The sequence below is a fragment of the Hyphomonas jannaschiana VP2 genome (assembly GCF_000685215.1).
Taxonomy (GTDB): Bacteria; Pseudomonadota; Alphaproteobacteria; order Caulobacterales; family Hyphomonadaceae; genus Hyphomonas; species Hyphomonas jannaschiana.
Window position 1 is genome coordinate 26,885 of record NZ_ARYJ01000016.1, and the last position, 16,114, is coordinate 42,998.

The 16,114-nt window shown below is 62.3% G+C and carries 18 protein-coding genes, 1 tRNA gene and 2 pseudogenes; 8 read left to right on the forward strand and 13 right to left on the reverse strand.

The genetic code is table 11. From position 1 onward, the window contains the following. Positions 1-3: 3 nt before the first annotated feature. On the forward strand, positions 4-846 hold the full coding sequence (locus HJA_RS16450; RefSeq protein WP_035584403.1) for a protein phosphatase 2C domain-containing protein: 843 nt from the start codon (positions 4-6) through the stop codon (positions 844-846). Here the strand turns inward: HJA_RS16450 and grpE are convergent. From grpE to HJA_RS16475, 5 genes are all read right to left on the reverse strand, one after another. Next, a complete protein-coding gene (gene grpE, locus HJA_RS16455; protein WP_155840088.1) occupies positions 843-1,403 on the reverse strand; it encodes a nucleotide exchange factor GrpE in 561 nt (186 codons plus the stop codon). The genes HJA_RS16450 and grpE overlap by 4 nt on opposite strands. Beyond that, complete coding sequence (gene hrcA / locus HJA_RS16460) at positions 1,400-2,488, reverse strand: heat-inducible transcriptional repressor HrcA (RefSeq protein ID WP_035584409.1); 1,089 nt, start codon at positions 2,486-2,488, stop codon at positions 1,400-1,402. Before hrcA ends, grpE begins: the two co-directional genes overlap by 4 nt. Positions 2,489-2,530: 42 nt before the next feature. Continuing rightward, complete coding sequence (locus HJA_RS18255) at positions 2,531-3,244, reverse strand: SdpI family protein (protein ID WP_051597818.1); 714 nt, start codon at positions 3,242-3,244, stop codon at positions 2,531-2,533. Further along, positions 3,241-3,537, reverse strand: coding sequence for an autorepressor SdpR family transcription factor (locus HJA_RS16470; protein ID WP_035584412.1), 297 nt, complete (start codon positions 3,535-3,537; stop codon positions 3,241-3,243). Before HJA_RS16470 ends, HJA_RS18255 begins: the two co-directional genes overlap by 4 nt. A 73-nt stretch (positions 3,538-3,610) precedes the next feature. Further along, a complete protein-coding gene (locus tag HJA_RS16475; RefSeq protein WP_035584415.1) occupies positions 3,611-5,281 on the reverse strand; it encodes a formate--tetrahydrofolate ligase in 1,671 nt (556 codons plus the stop codon). 89 nt (positions 5,282-5,370) lie between these two features. Between HJA_RS16475 and rph the strand changes: the two genes are divergently transcribed. Then, complete coding sequence (gene rph, locus HJA_RS16480) at positions 5,371-6,096, forward strand: ribonuclease PH (RefSeq protein ID WP_035584418.1); 726 nt, start codon at positions 5,371-5,373, stop codon at positions 6,094-6,096. Between the two features lie 11 nt (positions 6,097-6,107). On the opposite strand, the gene HJA_RS16485 is transcribed toward rph, so the two are convergent. From HJA_RS16485 to HJA_RS16495, 3 genes are read right to left on the reverse strand one after another with little or no spacing between them, the layout of a single operon-like run. Continuing rightward, entirely contained in the window at positions 6,108-6,485 is a 378-nt protein-coding gene (locus HJA_RS16485; protein ID WP_035584422.1) for a lecithin retinol acyltransferase family protein, read from the reverse strand. A gap of 2 nt (positions 6,486-6,487) precedes the next feature. After that, positions 6,488-6,727 (reverse strand): helix-turn-helix domain-containing protein, encoded by a 240-nt coding sequence (locus HJA_RS16490; RefSeq protein ID WP_035584424.1) that lies wholly within the window; start codon positions 6,725-6,727, stop codon positions 6,488-6,490. Between the two features lie 10 nt (positions 6,728-6,737). After that, entirely contained in the window at positions 6,738-7,259 is a 522-nt protein-coding gene (locus tag HJA_RS16495; RefSeq protein ID WP_051597819.1) for a DUF2975 domain-containing protein, read from the reverse strand. Positions 7,260-7,393: 134 nt separating this feature from the next. Between HJA_RS16495 and rdgB the strand changes: the two genes are divergently transcribed. After that, complete coding sequence (gene rdgB / locus HJA_RS16500) at positions 7,394-7,999, forward strand: RdgB/HAM1 family non-canonical purine NTP pyrophosphatase (protein ID WP_155840090.1); 606 nt, start codon at positions 7,394-7,396, stop codon at positions 7,997-7,999. Next, positions 7,996-9,171 (forward strand): radical SAM family heme chaperone HemW, encoded by a 1,176-nt coding sequence (hemW, locus tag HJA_RS16505; RefSeq protein ID WP_035584427.1) that lies wholly within the window; start codon positions 7,996-7,998, stop codon positions 9,169-9,171. Before rdgB ends, hemW begins: the two co-directional genes overlap by 4 nt. A gap of 12 nt (positions 9,172-9,183) precedes the next feature. Here hemW and HJA_RS16510 read toward each other — a convergent pair whose 3' ends face one another. Together HJA_RS16510 and ggt are read right to left on the reverse strand one after the other, a co-directional pair. Further along, positions 9,184-9,771 (reverse strand): thymidine kinase, encoded by a 588-nt coding sequence (locus HJA_RS16510; RefSeq protein WP_035584430.1) that lies wholly within the window; start codon positions 9,769-9,771, stop codon positions 9,184-9,186. A gap of 20 nt (positions 9,772-9,791) precedes the next feature. Continuing rightward, positions 9,792-11,621: a gamma-glutamyltransferase gene (gene ggt, locus HJA_RS16515; protein WP_035584433.1), complete on the reverse strand. Its 1,830-nt coding sequence runs from the start codon at positions 11,619-11,621 to the stop codon at positions 9,792-9,794. A gap of 80 nt (positions 11,622-11,701) precedes the next feature. Here ggt and HJA_RS16520 point away from each other — a divergent pair, with 80 nt between their 5' ends. From HJA_RS16520 to HJA_RS18685, 4 genes are all read left to right on the forward strand, one after another. After that, positions 11,702-12,703 carry a P1 family peptidase gene (locus tag HJA_RS16520; RefSeq protein WP_035584436.1) on the forward strand — a complete coding sequence of 334 codons (1,002 nt, stop codon included), beginning with the start codon at positions 11,702-11,704 and terminating at the stop codon, positions 12,701-12,703. Between the two features lie 29 nt (positions 12,704-12,732). Then, positions 12,733-13,740 carry a S1 family peptidase gene (locus HJA_RS16525; protein ID WP_155840092.1) on the forward strand — a complete coding sequence of 336 codons (1,008 nt, stop codon included), beginning with the start codon at positions 12,733-12,735 and terminating at the stop codon, positions 13,738-13,740. 86 nt (positions 13,741-13,826) lie between these two features. Further along, positions 13,827-13,903: transfer RNA gene (locus tag HJA_RS16530), tRNA-Arg, on the forward strand. A 54-nt stretch (positions 13,904-13,957) separates the two neighbouring features. Next, positions 13,958-14,356 carry a hypothetical protein gene (locus HJA_RS18685; protein WP_035584441.1) on the forward strand — a complete coding sequence of 133 codons (399 nt, stop codon included), beginning with the start codon at positions 13,958-13,960 and terminating at the stop codon, positions 14,354-14,356. Positions 14,357-14,541: 185 nt separating this feature from the next. Here the strand turns inward: HJA_RS18685 and HJA_RS18795 are convergent, their stop codons facing one another. From HJA_RS18795 to HJA_RS16550, 3 genes and pseudogenes are all read right to left on the reverse strand, one after another. Further along, on the reverse strand, positions 14,542-14,886 hold the full coding sequence (locus HJA_RS18795; RefSeq protein WP_035584444.1) for a hypothetical protein: 345 nt from the start codon (positions 14,884-14,886) through the stop codon (positions 14,542-14,544). Positions 14,887-14,929: 43 nt separating this feature from the next. Further along, a pseudogene (locus HJA_RS18800) lies at positions 14,930-15,483 on the reverse strand (transposase); the annotation flags it as partial. 107 nt (positions 15,484-15,590) lie between these two features. Continuing rightward, a pseudogene (locus tag HJA_RS16550) lies at positions 15,591-15,761 on the reverse strand (transposase); the annotation flags it as partial. Positions 15,762-16,114 lie beyond the last annotated feature (353 nt).

Genomic DNA, 16,114 nt, shown 5'->3' on the forward strand with positions numbered 1-16,114 from the left:
CGCATGACAAAAGGCGGGGCGATGCGGCTGGATGTCGTCAGCACGGTGAATGATCCCGGTGTACCGGGCAAAACAGGCGATGACCGGGCAGGCTTCGATGCAGCCGCCGGCACGGCCTGGGTGCTGGATGGCGCAACCGATGTGACCGATCTGCGCCCGTTCCCGGCCTGCGAAAGTGGCGCGGCCTGGATTGCTGAGGCGCTGTCAGACCGGCTGATGCAGGCGCCTCAGAGCGGCGAAGCGCCGGAGACCTATTTTGCCTCCGTCCTCGCCGATGTGCGCCAGCGCGCCGAGGCTGAAAGCCAGATTCCTTTGGATAAATTGCCGGGCGAAGCCCTGCCGATCGCCTCCGGAATCTGGATGTGGTTGCAGGGTGAAGAGGCGGTGTTCGTCTTCATGGGCGACTGCATGGCGCTGATCCGGTCCGGGGCAGGCGTGCGCCTGATCGGTCATGCGGAAAAGGCTGAGGACGAGACCGCCGCCGCGCGCCGCGTCATGGCCCTGACACAGGAAGAGCGCATGGGCTGGCTCCGCCAGAGCCGTCGGTTATCGAACGAAGTCGGAAGCGCCTTCGGTCTCGGACCGGCGGTCGCGGCCAATCTTCATGTTGAGCGTGCGACGCTGAAACCGGGCGACGAGGTCTGCCTGATGAGCGACGGCCTCTACCGGCTCATTTCGCCCTACGCGACGCATGACCTCGACAGCCTGATGGCGGACCTGTCGGAGAAAGGCCTGCTCGCGCTGGTGCGCATGCTGCGCGATTTCGAAAACGCTCCCGAAGGCGACATCCCGCGGATCAAGCGCAGGGATGACGCCTCAGCGGTTTACCTGAAAATCGAAGCCTAGTTCGTCGAGCCTGCGCTGACGGCGACCATGGCGGCGCGGAGGACGCGATCGCCGATCTTCCAGCCGGTCTGGAAAACGTCATGGATCGTGCCGGGCGCCTGCGGGGAGGGGACATTCGCCACCGCCTGGTGCAGGTTCGGGTCGAAGGCATCGCCAGGCAAGGCTGCGATCACGGTCACGCCGTTGCGGGAGAGCGCCGTGTGCAGCTCTTTCTCCGTCATCTCGATGCCGCCGAGCAAATTCTTGCCGGCTTCCGAAAGGGCATCGCGGTCGCCGTCCGGCAGGGCAGCCAGCGCGCGGGCGAGGTTGTCGGAGACGCTGAGAAGGTCGGCAGCGAATTTCTCGATGGCGTAGACGCGCGCATCGGCGACCTCTTTCTGGGCCCGCTTGCGGGTGTTTTCGAGGTCCGCCAGCGTGCGCAGCAGCTGGCCGCGCATCTCTTCCTTTTCCGCTTCAAGGCGGAGAATCGTATCTTCCGGCGTCGCCTCTTCCGGGGCGGCGTTTTCAGGCGTTTCGACAGATTCTGTGTCTTCAGTCTTCGCTTCGTCGCTCATCATTTTCCGTCCTTGGCGCGGCGGCGGGAGAGGATCTCGCCCACGACCTTCGCTGTATAGTCTACCATCGGGATCACCCGTGCATAATTCAGCCGCGTCGGCCCAATCACGCCAAGGGCGCCGATAACCTGTTTTCCGCCACCCATATAGGGCGCCACAATCACACTTGAACCTGATAGCGGGAAAAGCTGGTTTTCGGAGCCGATGAAGAGTCGCACCCCGCCGGCTTCCTGTGTCGTGTCGAGAATATCGAGCACGTTCTGCTGGCGCTCCAGTTCATTGAACAGCTGGCGCACCCGGTCGAGGTCCTCCGCCGCCTTGGCGTCTTCCAGCAGGTTCGCCCGGCCCCGCACGATCAGCGAGCGGCCGCGTCCGGGGGTTTCGCCGCTCCATTGGGCCAGGCCCTGTTCGACGAGACCTGCGGCGGTCACGTCCAGCTGCGCCCGGCGTGAGCTCAGCTCTTCGCGCACATCCTGCGCCGCCTCCGAAAGGGTGCGGCCCTTCATGCGGGTGGAGAGGTAGTTGCCGGCTTCGATCAGGGCGGTTGAGGGCAGGCCCTCCGGCACTTGTATGAAGCGGTTTTCGACATCGCCATCCTCGGTCAGCAGGATGCAGATCGCATCGCGCGGGCCTAGCGGCAGGAATTCGACATGGCGCACGGCGGCGTCGCGTTTTGGAGAGGAAACGAGCCCTGCGCCGCCTGCGAGGCCGGAGAGAATGTCGGAAGCTTCGGACAGGACGTTTTCAAAGTCTGCCCCGGCCGATTTCAGGCGGTCGTCGATGGTCTGGCGGTCGGCCCGGGCAGGCTCTCCGATTTCGAGGAAACCATCCACAAACAGGCGCAGGCCCATATGGGTCGGCGCGCGCCCGGCGGAGATGTGCGGCGCGTCCAGCAGGCCGAGATCCGTCAGGTCCGCCATGACGTTCCGGATCGAGGCCGGGGAGAGGGCAATGCTGCCCTTGGACAGGGTGCGCGAGCCGACAGGCTCCCCCGTCGCCAGATAGCCCTCGACGATCTCGCGGAAAATATCCCGCGAGCGCTGGTCGAGGCGCTGCATCAGCGATTGGGTGTCGGCAAGCGGTTGCATACCAAAATGGATAGGGGGCCGGTGGCCTGCATTCAATAGGCCTCACACCGTGAGGTTGGTGCCATGTTCCCGGTCGGACGCATTGCGCCAGGCAAAATAGGAATAGATCACGGAGATGATCGCCGCGAGCCCGGCCCAGCCGGTCAGCTGGACGGCCAGCAGGATACCGTTGAAGATGAAGGCGCCGACAAGGCCCAGCGCGCCCGCGATCATGAACAATGGGCCGGCGAGCCGGTGCGTCTTTTCCCATGCCGTATCCGAGGACAGCGTCCACGGTGTGCGGATACCGAAGAAAAAGCTGGACCGTGTCTTGGGCAGGTAGTTGCCGACGATAATGAACATGATTGAAGCGCCGGCGATGACCCAGCGCACCATCTGGCCGGAGCCTTCCGCGGCCTCTCCGGTCCGGATCATCTGCAGGGCGACGCCGCCATGAATACAGGTCAGCAGCACCATGACCGCCAGCCAGATCGCGACATAGCCGCGCCGGCCTTTCTCGATATTCCCCTTGCGCGGATCGATTGAGGGCACAGCGGCCAGAAGCAGGCCGACGCCCAGCGTGATCGCCGGCATGGTCCAGAGATAACGGATGGCCCCGGTGCGATCTGTCCAGCGGTCGGGTGCGCCTGTCGGGCCCCAGTGGACCGGAAACTCCCCGTTCGTGGGCAATGCCTGCGTGGCGGCCAGTGAGATCGCGGCCCCGGCAATGGTGGCGCCCAGGGTGATCAGAAGACCGTTGCGGATAAAGGGTTTCATTCGGCTGCCTCCTTGAGGGGGTCGTCACCGTCGTCCCGGCCGATCAGGCCGAGCAGGGCGGTGGCAGCGTCTTCCAGGACGCTTGTGTTGATGCGGTAGAGGATCTGGTTGCCCTGCCGCTCGGCGGTCACCAGTTCGGCGTCTTTCAGGACGGCCAGGTGCCGGCTCATGGTCGGCCAGCTGGTGTCGAACTCTGCGGCGAGGTCACCGGCCAGCTGAGGCCCCTTGCGCAGGAGCGCCAGGATCTGCCGGCGGGCAGGGTGGGACAGGGCCTTGAAGACGGCGTTTTGCATTTCTGCTAATTAGCAAAACTGCTAAATATAGTCCAGCATCAATTTCGGCGTCACGGAGCCCGGGCGCGCGGGGTCAGTAGAGGCCTTCGATTTCCCCGTCGGAATTGAGGGAGATGCCCTCTGCCGCAGGATGCCGGGGCAGGCCGGGCATCGTCATGATGTCTCCGCAAATGCCGACAACGAACCCTGCACCTGCCGAGAGGCGGACCTCCCGCAACTGGAGGACATGATTTTCTGGCGCGCCGACCAGTTTCGGATTGGTCGAGAAACTGTACTGCGTCTTGGCCATGCAGACGGGGAGGTGTCCATAGCCTGCTTCCTCCATCCGTCGCAGGGCCGCGCGGACGTTATCAGACGTCTCGACCCGTTCGGCGCGATAGATCTCGCGGGCGACCGTTTCGATCTTCTCCAGCAACGGGGCTTCGTCGCGGTAGAGCGGTTTGAACTGGGACGGGTTGGCGTCAATCGTGCTGACGACTTTCTGCGCCAGATCTTCGGCGCCGCGGCCGCCTTCGGCCCAGTGGGTGCAGACCGACACCGGAACGCCAAGCTCGTTGCAATAGGCTTCCACGGCATTGAGCTCGCTGGACGTATCGGACGTGAAGCGGTTGATGGCGACGATGACCGGCACACCGAACTTTTTCAGGTTCTCGATATGCCGACCGAGATTGGCGAGGCCGTCTTTCAGTGCATCATACCCGACCGAGGCGGATTCCTTCAGCGACAGACCACCATGCATCTTCAGGGCACGGACCGTGGCCACGACCACCGCGGCAGACGGGGTCAGCCCGGCCTGGCGGCATTTGATGTTGAAGAATTTCTCCGCGCCCAGATCGGCGCCGAAGCCGGCTTCGGTCACGACATAATCCGACATCTTCAGGGCGGCCTTGGTGGCGATCACCGAGTTGCAGCCATGGGCGATATTGGCGAACGGGCCGCCATGGACCAGCACCGGGTTGTTCTCCAGCGTCTGGACGAGGTTGGGCAGCATGGCATAGCGCAGCAGCGCCATGATCGCGCCGACAGCGCCGATGTCCTTCGCCGTCACAGGCACGCGGCCGCGCTTGTAGCCGATGACGATCCGTTCCAGCCGCTGTTCCAGATCGTGTGCGTCCTTTGCGAGGCATAGAATGGCCATGATCTCGGAGGCCACAGTGATGTCGAATCCGGACTCCATGGGCGCGCCATTGCCGGAGCCACCGAGCCCGGTCACGATCTGGCGCAGGTTGCGGTCGTTCATGTCGAGCACGCGGCGCCATGCAACACGTGTGGATTCCAGTCCGGACTCCGCGCCCCAGTGCAGATGGTTGTCGATCATTGCCGCCAGCAGATTGTGCGCCGAGGTGATCGCGTGGAAGTCTCCGGTGAAGTGGAGGTTGATGTCGTCCATCGGGACGACTTGTGCCCGCCCGCCGCCGGTTGCGCCGCCCTTCATGCCGAAGCAGGGGCCGAGCGACGGTTCGCGCAGGCAGAGCAGGGCGTTCTTCTCCAGCCGCTTCAGCGCGTCGGCCAGGCCGATCGAGGTTGTGGTCTTGCCTTCACCGGCAGGCGTTGGGTTGATCGCCGTGACCAGGATCAGCTTCCCGTCTTTCTTTTGCTTCAGGCTGGCTAGGTAATGATTGCTGATCTTTGCCTTGTCGTAGCCGAATGGAATGAGATCCATCGCGTCGATGCCGAGCCGCTTGCCGACCTGTCCGATAGGCAGTTTCTTTGCGCCCCGCGCAATCGTGATGTCGTTGCTCATGAGCCCCGCTTTCTTTTCCCTCGGTGATCCGGTGTAGACAGGTGCGCCAAAACCCGCAATCAGGCGTGGCACCAAACAGGAGGTCCCCCATGAGCCAGCTCGTCCGTCCATCCGGCCGCCCATTTGACCAGATGCGCGAGATTGTCCTCGAGACCCAGGTGACCCGCTACGCCGAGGGCTCCTGCCTTGCGAAATTCGGCAATACGCATGTCCTGTGCACTGCCAGCTGGGAGAACCGTGTGCCGGGCTGGATGAAGGGGCAGGGGCGTGGCTGGGTGACGGCGGAATACGGCATGCTGCCGCGCGCAACACACACGCGCGGGCGCCGCGAAGCCGCCGCAGGCAAGCAGTCCGGCCGGACCCAGGAAATCCAGCGACTGATCGGGCGTTCGCTTCGGTCCGTCTGTGACCTTGCCGCATTGGGGGAAAACCAGATCACCATCGACTGCGATGTGCTGCAGGCCGATGGCGGCACGCGGACGGCCTCCATCACCGGCGGATTTGTTGCTCTGTCGCTCGCCTGCAAATACCTCGTCGATGAGGGCGTGATCCCGGCCAATCCGATCATGAAACAGGCCGCAGCCATTTCCGTCGGCGTGTATCAGGACCATCCCGTGCTCGACGTCGATTATCCGGAAGACTCTGCGGGCGAAGCCGACATGAATGTCGTCATGAGCTCCGATGGCGGGTTCATCGAGGTGCAGGGGACTGGCGAAGAGCGCCCGCTATCGCGCGCCGAACTCGATGAAATGCTGCGCCTGGCGGAGAAGGGCTGCAACGAACTCTTTGCCGCCCAGCGCGCCGCGCTCGCCTGAAACAAGACGCTTTAATAGCGTCGCTTCGGCCCACCCAGCATGTCGCCGACAGTGCGCACAGTCGCGGCTGCCACCTGCATCGGCGTCGGCTTGCGGCGATGGGCGTGACGGACAAAGTGGCCGCAATTCGATCCGAACAGGTCGTATTCCTTGCCCAGATGCTTCCGGGCCCTCTGCTCGACATGGTAACCGTCAAGGTCGCTGTAGCGGCCGTGCAGGCGGATGCTGCGGCCGGCGGAAAAGGCTTCGAAACTCTGCTCCACGACGCCGCCATGCAGGCGGGAATTGCAGATCACAGTGCCGCGGCCTGTGATCACGCCATAATGGCGCAGCACACCGCCGAAACGGATCGAGACAACATCTCCGGCGGCGTAGAGATCGTCCCGCATGACTATTCCGCCGCCACGCGTTCGGTGGCGCCATCGTCCTCGCTGTCGAAGACGAGAATGTCACCCGGCTGGCAGCCGAGTTCCCGGCAGAGCGCTTCAAGCGTGGAGAAACGGATGGCCTTGGCCTTGCCGGTTTTGAGAATGGAGAGATTGGCAAGCGTCACGCCGACACGTTCCGACAACTCCGTCAGGGACATGCGGCGATCCAGAAGCACACGGTCGAGGGTGACGCGAATAGACATGGCTACCCTCCTATATGGTCATTTTTTCTTCGTCGCGAAGGCGGGTGCCTTCCCGGAAGACTTGGCTGAGAATGAACAGGGCTGCCACTGAAGCCCAGGCGATGAGGTCGACAGAAAACTCTAGCGAGGTGCCGGTCACCATGAGCCCTACGAAGATCGCGATCACGTAACGCATCAGCTGGGTGATGGCGATGGCAATGGCGATCCGGGTCAGGCGGACGGCGTTTTCTGGGACGAAAGGGTCGCCTGCGGCCAGGGTTGCCAGGATCTTGCGCAGCTCCAGGCTGACAAAGACCACGGCACAGACCACGACGAGGACGCCGATCAGGCCAGCGGCCAGTTCCGGAACGGAGATGTCGTGATCGTCGACCTTGATCGCGCCGATGCTGATCGGCGAGCCGGAGATCATCGAGATCAGCTCAATGCTGCCGGCGAGGAGAACGATGGCGCCGATGGCGGCCGTCATCCACATGACGACGGTGACCAGAACCGTCATGATCGCCGCCATGGAATTGCGCGTTTTGCCTGTCATGCCTTCTTCTCTTCATCCTTTCCGCTGGATGATCTATGCCGGACGGGTCGTTGCTATTGCGTGAACCCTTACCGAATAACGATATAGGTATTTGTGACGAAAGCAAGAATGGAACCATTTCAGAAGGGCGAAATATGACACACCGCACCCTGTCCCCCGGCAGGTTGATCGCCGCGACCCACAACAAGGGAAAAGTGAGAGAACTCAAGGACTTGTTTGAACCTTTGGGCCTCGAAGTCGTCTCTGCGATCGACCTGGACCTGCCCGAACCGGAAGAAACGGAAAGCAGTTTCGCAGGCAATGCACTGCTGAAAGCGCGTGCCGCTGCGGAAAAAACCGGCGCACCGGCCTTGTCGGATGACTCCGGCCTGTCGGTTACTTTGCTGAACGGTGCGCCTGGAATTTACTCGGCTCGCTGGGCAGGCGACCCCCGGGATTTCGGTGTTGCAATGGCGCGTGTGGAGCAGGAACTGCAGGCCGCCGGCAATTCCGACCGCTCCGCCAAATTCGTCTGCGCCCTCGCCATGGTCTGGCCGGACGGGCATGAGGAGGTCTTCGAGGGTGAGGTGCATGGAGAGCTGGTCTGGCCGCCGAGAGGGGACAGGGGCTTCGGCTACGACCCCATCTTCGTTGCGGACGGCGAGACGATCACATTCGGCGAAATGGACCCGGACCGTAAGCACGCCATGAGCCACCGCGCCGATGCGTTCCGCAAGCTGAAGGCGGCGCTGCTGCCGTGACAGACGAGGCGCTTCATCCTTTCGGTCCGCATTTCGGGTTTGGCCTGTATGTACACTGGCCATATTGCACGCGCATCTGCCCGTATTGCGATTTCAATGTCTACGCCGCGAAAGACCGTGATCCGTCGCTGCTGGTTGAGGCGATCTGTGGTGACATTCGGGCGCATCGCCAGCGCATGCCGGATCATGGCGCGCTGGATTCAGTCTATCTCGGCGGCGGCACGCCATCGCTGCTCGCCCCGGCCGATGTCGAACGGATCCTGGCTGCGGCGGATGAGGTGTTCGGAATCAGACCCGGTGCGGAAGTAACGCTGGAGGCAAACCCCAACGATGTCATGCGGGCAGATCTCGCAGGCCTGAAGAATGCCGGCGTGAACCGGCTGTCCGTCGGCGTCCAGTCGCTGCGTGATTCCGCGCTGGCTTTCCTCGGGCGTGACCATGATGCCGACGGAGCGCGGGCAAGCGTCGCGCGGGCGTTGCGTGTCTTTCCGTCTGTCAGCGTGGACCTGATCTACGCCCGCCCGGACCAGCAGGCGGATGACTGGCAGAGCGAGCTCGAAGACGTGCTGGCACTCGGCATGCCGCACCTGTCGCTATATGAGTTGACCATCAAGGAAGGGACGGCCTTCGGTCTCGCCGTCGGGCGTGGGCAGATCCAGCCCATGCCGGATGACGATCAGGCCGACATGTTCGAGCTGACGCAGGACATTCTGGAGAAGGCCGGCCTGCCAGCTTACGAAGTCTCCAATCACGCGATGTCTCCGGAACACCAGTCCGTACACAACATGATCTACTGGCAGGGCGGGGACTGGATCGGCGCAGGGCCAGGCGCGCATGGGCGCGTGACCGTTGGCGGCCACCGCTATGCTTATGAGGCGCACCGCCGCCCGGAAGTCTACATGGCGAATGTGCAGACGCTCGGTTCAGGCTGGGGCGAAGCAGAGCGGCTGGACCGCAACGCCATCGCGCAGGAATTGCTGGCCATGGGCCTGCGCCCCGCGACCGGGATCGACATTGCCCGCGTTGAGGCGGTGGCAGGACAGCCTGTGTCTCGCGAGAAGATTGATGTGTTCGTGGATCAGGGGTGGCTCACTTTCGACCAGGGGGTCCTGTCCCTGACGCCGTCGGGCCGGTTACTGGCGGATGCGCTGACAGCGCAGCTGGCACCCTGACTGAGGCAAGGCTCAGGCAGGCGGAAAGCGGCCCATCTTCTCTTCCCAATGGCGGCGGCAAAGCGACACATAAGTCGACTTTCCGATGGAAACCTGATCGCCTTCCGTGGCGGCTTTTCCATCCGGACCAAGCCTGACGACCATGGTTGCCTTGCGGCCGCATTCGCAGATCGTGCGCACTTCGCGCAACGAATCCGCGATGGCGAGCAGGGCGGATGAGCCTTCGAACAATTCGCCGCGAAAATCGGTGCGCAGCCCATAGGCCAGTACCGGCACGTCCAGATGGTCCGTCACGCGGGCCAGCTGCCAGACCTGGTCCTTGGTCAGGAACTGAGCCTCGTCGACGAAGATCGCATCGATCCGGTGATCCGCCTGGCGGTCCCGGACGAGGGCGAGCAGGTCTGTCTTGTCTGTGTACAGTGTTGCGTCGGCGTTGATGCCGATGCGGGACGAGATGTGGCCGGCATCGTCGTCCTTGTAGAGGGCAGAAGTGAGCAGGAGGACGTCCATCCCCCGCTCACGATAGTTGTACGCCGCCTGAAGCAGGAGGGTCGACTTGCCTGCATTCATGGCGGCGTAGGAGAAGTAGAGCTTGGCCATCCCGGATGAGGCGTGCCCGTCTATTCGAGGGCGAGTGCCACCCCGTCACGGCGCGGGTCTGCCCCGCCTTCCAGGCCATCCTCGCGTACGATGATGACATGCAGGCCGGAGTTTTCACCCTGACGCTCTTCGACATTATAGCCCATCTCACGCAGGGCTTCGGCCGCTTCCGGTCCGCCTTCGCGGTCGACTTCCACGCCGACCACATCGCCGCGGGCAATGATGTTCGGCAGGTTGATGGCTTCCTGCGCCGACTTGCCCCATTCGAGCACACCGACCAGCGTCTTGGCGACATAGGCGACAATGGAGTTGCCGCCCGGCGATCCGGTGACCATGAACAGGTCGCCTTCCGGATCAAAGACCAGCGTTGGGGACATGGACGAACGCGGGCGCTTGTTGCCGGCGACGGCATTGGCCACCGGCTTGCCGCCCTTTGTCGGTTCGCGTGAGAAGTCGGTCAGCTGGTTGTTCAGCACGAAGCCGTGGACCATGACGGAGTTCCCGAAAGCGGATTCGACCGTCATCGTCATGGAGACGGCGTTGCCATAGGGGTCGATGATCGAGAAATGCGTCGTGCCCGGACGATGATCGGTCGGGTCTTCGCCCCACATCTGGCGCATCGGGCCACGTCCAAGGGCGATCCCCGGATCCCCCGGCGTTGCATGCTCATCCGGCGCGAAGGCTTCGGTCGCCCGCACATCGAGATAGATCGGATCGATCAGCTCGGCCGCCGGGACCGGGACGAAATCCGCATCCGCGACATAGTGGTCACGGTCGGCATAGGTCAGGCGCTGGGCATCGACGAAGGCTTTCAGGAATCCTTCCTCGGTCGCTTCCTCGCCCGTCGGCTTCAGGCGATCATAAAGGCCAAGGATCATGTTCTGCGTCACACCGCCGGAAGACGGCGGCGGGGCCGAACAGACCTTGTAGCCATCCGGTTCGACCCCACAGAGAGCCGGACGAACGGCGACTTCATAGTTTGCGAGATCTTCCACTGTCATGGCGCCTGGCAGGGACGGGTCGTGGGATACGGCATAGGCGATCGATTCAGCAATCTCACCGGAATAGAAGGCAGACGGGCCTTCAGTCGCGATCCGCTTCAGCGTTTCGGCATAAGCCGGGTTGGTCTTGATCGAACCTTCTGCCAGCGGCACGCCGTCCGGATAGAAATAGGCGGAAGATTCCGGAAGGTCATCCAGACGGACATATTGCTGAAGCCGGTCGCTGGCCAGCGTGGCGGCGAGCTTGCGTTCCACCACGAAGCCATCTTCGGCGAGCTTGATGGCTGGCTGGAAGAGGTCTTCCCAGTCCAGCTTGCCGGCTGCGTCATGCGCCGATTTGTAGAGAGCAACCGCGCCCGGAACCCCGACTGACCGGCCTGACTGCCAGGAGGAGATGAAATCCATTACCTCGCCATCTTTCATGAAATATTCCGGCGTGGCCGCGGCGGGAGCGCGCTCGCGGCCGTCAAAGACGGTGATTTCGCCGCTGGCATGGTCGTAATAGACCATGAAGCCGCCGCCGCCGATGCCAGAGCTTTCAGGTTCGACCAGGCCGAGCGCGGTGTGCACCGCGATCGCCGCGTCGACGGCCGTTCCGCCTTCGCGCAGGATTTCAAGGCCGGCTTCCACAGCTTCCGGATTTGCCGCGGCCACCATGGCGCCCTTGGTCCATGCGTTCACATCGGCCGCTTCCTGTGCGGCGTCGGTGGTTTCGCTGGCGGCTGCTTCTGCCGCGCTCTGCGCCGCTTCCGAAACCGAGACGTCCTGTTTTCCGTCCGGCGCTGCGCAGGCGGACAGAAGAAGGGCGGCAAGGAAGGGGGCGGCAAGGAGGGGGCGGGCGATCTTCATGGGAATGTCCTTGGCTTGCGTGAGTCGCGGCGGACCTTAAGAGAGTGAATTCCAAAGGGAAAGACCGACAGGACATTGTCATGGCCACAACAGCCGGGAAACGGAATCTCATCACCGATGTCAAAGGACTGCGCGTCGGGCAGGCACATGACGTGCGCGTCAACACCGGTGTGACCGTCATTTTGCCGGATCAGCCAGCGGTTGCGGCCTGCGCTGTCGCCGGAGGCGGGCCGGGAACGCGGGAAACCGATCTGCTGTCAGCCGGCGCAATGGTGGACCAGGTGGATGCGGTTTTCCTGTCGGGCGGCAGCGCGTTCGGTCTGGGCGCAGCCGATGGCGTCATGGCCGGTCTCAAACAGGCGGGCCGTGGTTTCAGCCTTGTCGAGCGCCCCGGCGTGCCGCCGACGCCGATTGTTCCCGGAGCGATCCTTTATGACCTTGCCAATGGCGGCGACAAGGACTGGGACGGGATTGCGCCTTATGCGGCGCTGGGCTTTGAAGCCTTCAAGGCGGCTTCCGGCACATTTGCGCTTGGCCGGGCAGGGGCAGGGCATGGCGCCCTGGCCGGCCAGTTTCCTGGCGGAACCGGCTCGGCCAGCGTTGTCATGCCGGAAGGGATCACTGTCGGTGCGCTGGCTTGCGTGAACTGTTTCGGGTCTGTGCTGATGCCCGGAACAGACGCCTACTGGGCCTGGCCCTATGAAGTGGCAGGGGAATTCGGCGGCGCCCGCCCGCCTGCGGATTTCTCCATGGATGCAGAAGACTGGGGCGCAGCGAAGGCCAATCCGGGCCTTGGACAGAACACCACGATTGCCTGCGTCGCCACAGATGCCGCCCTCACCCCGTCTCAGGCGCAGCGTGTTGCGCAGATGGCGCTGTCAGGATTTTCCCGCGCGATCCGCCCGGTATTTGCCCCTTTCGACGGCGATGCGGTTTTTGTGCTATCAACCAAAGGTGTGCCGCTGCCTGATCCGGATCCGTTAATGGTGACCCGGATTGGAGAGCTCGCCGCCTCGACGCTCGCCCGGGCCATTGCGCGCGGTGTGCATGAGGCGCGCGAACAGTCGGGTGCGGTGGCCTGAAGGGAAGACAGCCGGGGAGGTATGTCGGCGTGAAACAGGTCTGGAAGTGGGCGAGTGCGGCAGGGATGCTGGCTCTCGCTACGGCATGTGTCATCGGTGGCCGCGAGGCCAACCCGGAGGACTGGCCGGGCGTCGTCTCTCTGCAGTCCCAGCAGGGCCGGAACATCTACCATGAGTGCGGCGCCGCAATGATCTCTGCCGAATGGGCGCTTACAGCGGCGCATTGCGTCGAGACGATCCGTATCGATTCCGATCTCGGCCGGGCCGTGCAATACCTGCCGGATGGGCGGGGTGAGCTGAAAAGATTCGGCCCGCTCCAGCTTGTGGTCGGCGCCGGGACGCTTCTGGAGACGCCGAAAGATGCAACCTTTCCGGTCGACCGGATTGTCATGCATCCCGGCTATGAGGCCGGCCATGCCGAACTCGGCAACGATCTGGCTCTGATCCACATCGTGGGGCGCTGGGATGGCCCGCTCTCACGGCTCGATGGGCTGACGGGGCGGTCGCCGGACCTCAGCGTGCCGGAAACAGAAGTCGTGGTGGCCGGCTACGGCAACACGGAAGAACAGGGCAGTCAGGAAGAAGGCTTCAACCGGACTGGCCGGCATGTCAGCGCACCAAGCCTCGCGCTGATGGAAGGGATCGTCCCGCCGGTCGACCCGCAGACCTGTCGCCAGCAGATCGCCACGCTCATCGACAAGTACGGGCTCGATGAGGAGTTTGCAGGCGTCAGTATCGATCCGGCCCTGCAGATTTGCGCAGGGACAGGCGGAACCGATTCCTGTCAGGGCGACAGCGGTGGCCCCCTTGTCGCCCGAACCTGGGCGGACGGCCCGGTGCAGATCGGTGTGGTGAGCTGGGGACTGGGCTGCGCACGGCCAGACAGTCCGGGCATCTATATGCGGGTTTCGGCCTATTCAGGCTGGATTGCCGACGTGACCGGGATTGAACCGGACCTCGACACACCGCCTGCGCATCACCCCGAATATGACCGACCTGCCGGCCGCGAGACCGGAACGGAAGACGCCGGTGATTAGGTTACGTCCGGTCTGCTGCACAAGGCCGGGAAAACGGGCTTGCATCCCTTGGGGGCTGACTGTATGTGTCCGCCTTCTTTCGGCCGGCACCGGTAGCTCAGTTGGATAGAGCACCAGACTACGAATCTGGGGGTCGGGGGTTCGAATCCTCCCCGGTGCGCCATTCCTGTGCAAAAGCAGGCACCAACTCACTGCTAGCGGCAAATGACATGGCCTGATGGGCGATAGCGTCCTTTGGGCCGCTGATTCTTATTTGTTTTTCGCCAACTTCGATCTTACTGACGAGCGTCCGGACATAGGCTTTGGCAAACTGGCGATTGTCCGGATTTCTGAGTGCCTGCGAGACGGCGATCCCGAATTTCTCCACAACCTTGTCGCCAAGCTTATCAATGGGCGCACTCCGCTCCCGATCCAGCAGCGCGATCTGCCGTTTCAGACGCTCAACCTTGTCCTGTTGTTCGTGGATGTGTGCCGACAAGGTACCGTCCATCGACAACTCGCCGCTGCCAACCATCGTGTAAAGGTTCGTGACCTGGGCTTCGGCTTTTCGCTTCTCACCATCCTGCCTTTTGCGCTGCTCCTTAGCAGAGCGTCCCCGCTCCTGCGCGCGGGCTAGAAGCATTTCCGTCATTTTGCGCAAACGCTTCGGTTCAAGAACTGAGCCTTCCAGCGCATCGATGACGATATCGTCCAGTTCCTGCATCGGGATCGACACACCCTTGCAAGCGGTCTGCCCGGCATCGGGAACAGTGCAGTATGAGTGGGGATCGCCAGTGCTGAATCGATGGAGGCGATCCGTTGCTAACGGTCCCTTTTCGTCACTTCTGCAAGGGACAATTTGGCTAGATGCTGAGACACAAAGGCCCGGAATTCATCAAAAGGCTCCCAGGTGCGCTTATCCAAAAAGCCGAGTTTGACCACGGCACGGACAATCCCGGTAAACTCGGCATCCGAAAATTGCCTTATGAGCAAGTCTGCCAAGTGAGGCGCGTAGCGAACATCGGCTTGTTCCTGAAAGATGGCTCTGGCATGAAAGAAGGTGTTTGCAATGACGAAGCCTAGGAAAGCCTCTTTGTCTCCGAGCCAGACAATAGAGTGCTCCAGCGGAGACGCTCGCAGCCTTAGAACCTGATCGAGGTCGTTCAAGGCGAGGAGGAAGCGCTTTTGATTCTGCTAGACTTGCGACAACGCGCTTCCGGCCTCGGCGGCGTTTTACGGCCAGCCCGTAGAGGCGCCTCAGTTTCTTGTGGTTCATGGTGATGCCTTCCCGTTCGAGCATCAGGCCGATGCGGCGATAGCCGAACCGGCGCCGTTCAGAGGCGATCTCCCGCATGCGGCTTCGGATCTCCGGATTATCCGGTTCCGGCTCTCGCCTGACTGTTTTCGGATCGATGCTGACCAGCCGTCAGGCCCGGCGTTGAGAGATGTCGTAGGTCTCCATCACCTTGAGTGCCGCTGCCCGTTTCGTCTGGGGCGTCGTCAGTTCTTTCCCAGCAGATCTTTCAGGATCGACACATCAAGCATGCTGTCCGCCAGCAGTTTCTTCAGCCGGGCGTTCTCTATCTCAAGTGTCTTCAGCCGACGCGCGTCCGAGACGTCCAAGCCTCCGAACCTCGCCTTCCATTTGTAGAAGGTGGCAGAACTGACGCCGTGACACCGGCAGACCTCCGCCGTCGCCATCCCACGCTCCTGTGCCGCCAGGATCGCGATGATCTGCTCTTCGCTGAATTTGCTCTTCCGCATTGTCTGTCTCCTTGCGACAGACTCTCCATTCAAATGCGGGACCAGACGAGGCTCAGGTCAATACGGTTTCAGACGTGGCCAGCCCCGCTGCGCCGATCCTCGAGCCAGGCTTCGAGGAACTCTTTCGACCACGTGTAATACAGCCCCTGGGCAATCCCCTCGCGCCGGCACGGTTCGGCAATCGAATATTCGCCGCGCAAGCCTTCCGGCACGATGCGGACCTTCTCTTTGGCGGAGAATTTGCGCCAGGTCTTCAGGCGGATATCTTCAACAATCATGCGGCTTAACCGACATTCATCACAGACTGAGCTGCTCAGTTTTATGATTAGGTTTCGTTGGGCTCCCGATCCAACAGCGCAATCATCTGAATTTGATGACTTGATTGCGAATATGTCTGCGGAATTCCAGCAGTGGGACTCTTCAACTCATTAACTTGAGTACTGAAATGCTACCCGAAGCTTCTGATTACAGGAGAAGCGCTAAATGCCATCAACGATCACCTCTTGCGAGTTCTGAGGTTTTCCAGTGTCAAAATTCGACGTCCTGATTGAGGGGCTAGGCTGGTATTCTGTGCCAAAAGTATTCGTTAAAATTTAATTCAATTTCCCTCTTGAGTAATATTTTCTGTGTG